A 356-nucleotide genomic window follows, 5' to 3' on the forward strand; every position below is an offset into this window, starting at 1 on the left:
GAAGATTCTCTTGTAGCCATTTCTTTATCAAAGCTCCAAAGTTCTTCGTTGTTTAATAAAGCTTCTTTATCAAGTTCCCCACTCATCCATTTAGTATATTCTGCTGCAAGTTCTGGATAAGCTTTTTCATATGATTTAAACAACTCATTCCAAGCTTCTTCAGTCTTTTCGCCTTTTGCTATGTGTTCATTCATATTTGTATACACTTCGTCTGGCACGTAGAATGCAGGCTCAGTCTTCCATCCTAAGTTTTCCTTCATAGCAATTACATTGTCTGCTCCTAAAGGTTCACCATGTGCTGAAGCTTTTCCTTGTTTTGCTGGACATCCAAAACCAATTTGATTTTTAACTATTAT

The 356-nt window shown here is 36.2% G+C and carries 1 pseudogene; it reads right to left on the bottom strand.

From position 1 onward, the window contains the following. Positions 1 to 356, bottom strand: a pseudogene (locus ACJDTP_RS27525) (transketolase); the annotation flags it as partial.

Source organism: Candidatus Clostridium helianthi, from assembly GCF_045310795.1.
Classification (GTDB): Bacteria; Bacillota; Clostridia; order Clostridiales; family Clostridiaceae; genus Clostridium; species Clostridium helianthi.